Genomic DNA, 4,735 nt, shown 5'->3' with positions numbered 1-4,735 from the left:
GGCGGAGTGGCTGGCTGGTCGTGGTGATGGGGTGTCGTTGGTTGATGTGGCGTGGACGGGGGTGCGGTGTCGGGTGCAGTTTGAGTATCGGGGGTGTGTGACGGCTGCCTCGACTGTGGAGGCGGTTGAGGGGTTGCGTGCGTTGGCTGGGGGGCGGGCGCATGCGGATGTGGTGGAGGGCCGGGCCGGTGGTGGTGGTCTGGCGGTGTTGTTTGCCGGGCAGGGCAGTCAGCGTGTCGGGATGGGGCGGCGGTTGTATGCGGCGTTTCCGGTGTTCCGGCAGGCGTTCGATGAGGTGTGTGCGGCGTTGGATCCGCATCTGCGGCTGCCGTTGGCGGCGGTGGTGTTTGCGGATGAGGGGGGTGTGGATGCGGGGTTGGTGCATCAGACGGAGTTCACCCAGCCGGCGTTGTTCGCGCTGGAGGTGGCGTTGTTCCGGTTGTGGCAGTCGTGGGGTTTGCGTCCGGATGCGGTGGCGGGGCATTCGGTCGGTGAGCTGGCGGCTGCGCATGTGGCGGGGGTGCTGGATCTGGGGGATGCGGCGCGGCTGGTGGCGGCGCGTGGCCGGTTGATGCAGGCGTGTGAGCCGGGCGGGGCGATGGTGTCGGTGCAGGCCTCGCAGCAGGAGGTTGCCGAGGTTCTGGCAGCCGTTGGGGGGCGGGTGTCGGTGGCCGGGGTGAACGGTCCGGTGCAGACGGTGGTCAGTGGGGATGCGGAGGCGGTGCGGGCGGTGGCCGGCCGTTTTGCCCGGGTGGGGCGGCGGGTGCGGCGGCTGGAGGTGTCGCATGCGTTTCATTCGCCGCACATGGATGCGATGCTGGCCCGGTATGAGCGGGTGGCTGCCGGGTGCACCTTCCGTGCTCCGCAGGTGATGCTGGTGTCGACGGTGACCGGTGAGCCGGTGACGGCCGGGCAGCTGGCCGATCCGGGGTATTGGGGTCGGCAGGTGCGTGATGCGGTGCGTTTTCTGGATGCGGTGCGCACGCTGGAGCGGGAGGGGGTCGGCTGTTATCTGGAGTGCGGTCCGTCGGGGGTGTTGTCGGCGTTGGGGGCCGGGTGTGTGGAGCGGGAGGCGGTGTTCGTGGCCTCCCAGCACACCCGCCGGTCCCCGGGTGAGCCGGTGGACGAGGTCCGGGCGGTGATGCGGGCGGTCGGAGCGCTGCATGCGGCCGGGCAGGACCTGGCCTGGGAGCACATCCTGCCCCACGGCACCCCCACCGACCTGCCCACCTACGCCTTCCAACGGCAGCACTACTGGATCGAACCGGCACGGAAGCACACCGGGACCCGTGAACGCTCGCAGGCCGAGGACGCCCTGTGGGAGGCCGTCGCGAACGGCGAGACCGGACGCGTCGCCGAACTCCTCGGCACCGCCGACGACACGGCCGTCGCCGCACTCCTGCCCCACCTCGCCCAATGGCGCGCACGGCAGGACCGGGCCGGGGACATCCCCGACTGGTGCTACGAGGAGACCTGGGAACCGTCCGCCCCACCCCGCACCGCACCGGCCCTGCACGGCCACTGGCTGCTCGTCGCACCCGCCGCGGCCGGAGAACTCACCGAGCGGCTCGCCGGGGAACTGACCGGCGCCGGCGCATCCGTGCACATCCTGTCCCCCGACGACCGCGCCACCAGCGCCGCCCTGATCGGCGACCTCACCGCGGCACTCGGCGACGAGGCCCTCGGCGGAGTGCTCTCCCTCACCGCCCTGGACACCGCCCCGCACCCCGACCACCCCGCCGTGAGCACCGGCGCCGTCCAGAGCCTGGCCCTGGTGCAGGCCCTGTCGGACGCGAAGGTACGGGCCCCGCTGTGGTTCATCACCCAGGGCGCCGTCGCCGCCCGCACGACGGACGCCGCCCCCGCCCCCGCCCAGGCCCTCGTCTGGGGCCTCGGACACGCCGTCGCCCTCGAGCACGCCGACCGCTGGGGCGGACTCGTCGACCTGCCCGCCGCCCCCGACGGCCCGCAGACCGGCTCCGACGGCACCCCCGACCCCCTCGACACCGCAGTCGTCCGCCAGCTCCTGGCCACCCTCGCCGCCCACGGCACCCCCGACGCCGAGGAACACGTGGCGGTGCGCCCCACAGGACGCCTCGTCCGCCGGCTCCGCCGGGCCGAGGTCACCCCCGCGGCCGGACCCTGGACACCCCGCGGCACCGTACTGATCACCGGGGGCAGCGGCGCCCTCGCCGCACACCTCGCCCGCCGCCTCGCCGCACGCGGCGCCGAACACCTGGTGCTCGCCTCCCGGCGCGGCCCCGCCGCCGACGGCGCCGCCGAACTGGCCGCCGAACTCGAAACCGCCGGTACCCGCGTCACCCTCGCCGCCTGCGACGTGACCGACCGCCGGCAACTGGCGGAACTCCTCGCCTCGCTCGACCGCGACGAGACCCCGCTGCGCTCCGTGTTCCACACCGCCGGCGTCCTCGACGACCGCCTGCTCGGCCGCATGGACGCCGAGGCCCTGGCCACCGCCGTCGCACCCAAGCTCGCCGCGGCCATCCACCTGCACGAACTCACCCGCGACCGCGACCTTGACGCGTTCGTGCTGTACTCGTCGGCCATCGGCGTCCTCGGCAACGTCGGCCAGGCCAACTACGCCGCGGCGAACGCGGCCCTGGACGCCCTGGCCGCACGGCGCAGGGCCGAGGGCCTGCCCGCCGTCTCCATCGCCTGGGGACCGTGGGCCGACGGAGGCATGACCCACGGGGCAGCCGAGAACCAGCTGCGCCGCATCGGCCTCGCCCCCATGCCCGCCGAACAGGCCCTGGACGCCCTCGACACCGTGCTCGCCCACGGCCGCACCACGGTGGTCGCCGACATCGACTGGACCGACGCGGCCCCCTCCTACACCGAGGGCCGAAACCGCCCCTTCCTGCGGGAGATCCCCGAGGCCCGCACCACGGCCGCCGAACCGGACACATCCCTGCACACCACCCTGCTCGAACTCCCCGAGGACGCCCGCGAGGACCACGTGCGCCGCCTGCTGGCGGCCGAGACCGCCGCGGTGCTCGGAGTCAAGGACCCCGGAACCCTCGACCCGGAACGCGGCTTCAAGGACCTCGGATTCGACTCGATGATGGCCGTCGACCTCAGCGTCCGCATCCAGCGACGCACCGGGGTCACCACGCCCAAGACCCTCGTCTTCGACCACCCCAACCTGGCCGCAGCCACCCGCTGGCTGCTCGGCGAGCTGGCCCCCGCACCGGCCGGGCCGGACCCCGCGCCCACCGCGTCCACCGCACGCCGCGGCACCGACGAACCCCTCGCCGTGGTCGGCGTCGGCCTGCGCATGCCCGGCGACGCCCACGACCTGGACAGCCTCTGGGACGTCCTCGCCGAAGGCCGCGACACGGTCACCACGGTCCCCGCCGACCGGTTCGACATCGACGCCCACTACGACGCCGACCCGGACGCCGAGGGCAAGACCTACACCCGCCACGCCTCCTTCCTCCGCGACGTGGCCGGCTTCGACGCGGCCTTCTTCGGGATCTCGCCGCGCGAGGCCGAACCGATGGACCCGCAGCACCGGCTGCTCCTGGAGGCGGCCTGGAACGCCCTGGAGAACGCCGGCATCCGGCCGCGCGACCTGCACGACTCCCGCACCGGGGTGTTCGTGGGAGCGGGCGTCGGCGAGTACAGCAGCCACCGGCAGGGCGGCCCGGCGGACACCTACACACTGACCGGCAGCCTGCCCAGCTTCAACGCCGGCCGCCTGTCCTACCACCTGGGACTTCAGGGCCCCGCGCTCTCCGTCGACACCGCCTGCTCGTCCTCGCTGGTCGCCCTGCACCTGGCCTGCGAGGCACTGCGCAACGGCGAGTGCGAACTGGCACTCGCCGGCGGTGTGCAGGTCCTCGCGGACCCCGCCTCGTTCGTCGCGCTCAGCCGCTCGCGCGCACTCGCGCCGGACGGCCGCAGCAAGACGTTCTCCGCCGACGCGGACGGCTACGGCCGGGGCGAGGGCGTCGGCGTGCTCGCCGTGATGCGCCTGTCCGACGCCCTGGCACAGAACCGCACCGTCCTCGGCGTCATCCGCGCCACCGCCGTCAACCACGACGGCGCCAGCAACGGCATCACCGCACCCAACGGCTCCTCCCAGCAGAAGGTCATCCGCGCCGCGCTCGACTCGGCCGGACTGGCACCCACCGACATCGACTACGTCGAGTGCCACGGCACCGGCACCAAGCTGGGCGACCCGATCGAGGTACAGGCCCTGGCCGCCGTGTACGGGGAAGGGCGCGAGCCCGGACGGGAACTCGCACTCGGCACGGCGAAGAGTGTCATCGGACACCTGGAGTCGGCGGCCGGCGTCGCAGGCGTCTGCAAGGTGCTGGCCTCCTTCAGGAAGAACGCACTCCCCGCCACGCTCCACAGCTCACCGCGGAATCCGAACATCGCCTGGGACGACCTGCCGGTCAGGGTCGTCGACGAACTCGAGCCCTGGCCGCGTGAGGCGGGCCGGGTGCGTCGGGCGGGGGTGTCCTCGTTCGGGCTGTCGGGCACCAATGCGCATGTGGTGCTGGAGGAGCCGCCGGTGCGGGAGGACGCCAAGGCGTCCGGGGAAGCACCGCAAGGCCCCATACCTCTGGTCGTCTCTGGTCGGGATGTGGGGGCGTTGCGTGCGCAGGCTGGTCGGTGGGCGGAGTGGCTGGCTGGTTGTGGTGATGGGGTGTCGTTGGTGGATGTGGCGGCGACGGCGGTGTGGGGTCGGTCGCAGTTTGAGTATCGG

1 protein-coding gene is annotated in these 4,735 nt (G+C 73.2%); it reads left to right on the top strand.

From position 1 onward, the window contains the following. Positions 1 to 31: 31 nt before the first annotated feature. Positions 32 to 4,735, top strand: a 4,704-nt coding sequence (locus tag CCN35_RS14740; RefSeq protein WP_342748617.1) for an SDR family NAD(P)-dependent oxidoreductase, incomplete at its 3' end; no start/stop codon positions are given.

This window comes from Streptomyces thermovulgaris (assembly GCF_002155915.1).
Lineage (GTDB): Bacteria > Actinomycetota > Actinomycetes > Streptomycetales > Streptomycetaceae > Streptomyces > Streptomyces thermovulgaris.
The sequence above is the reverse complement of the archived record's forward strand: the minus strand, read 5'-3'. Positions and strand labels throughout refer to the sequence as shown.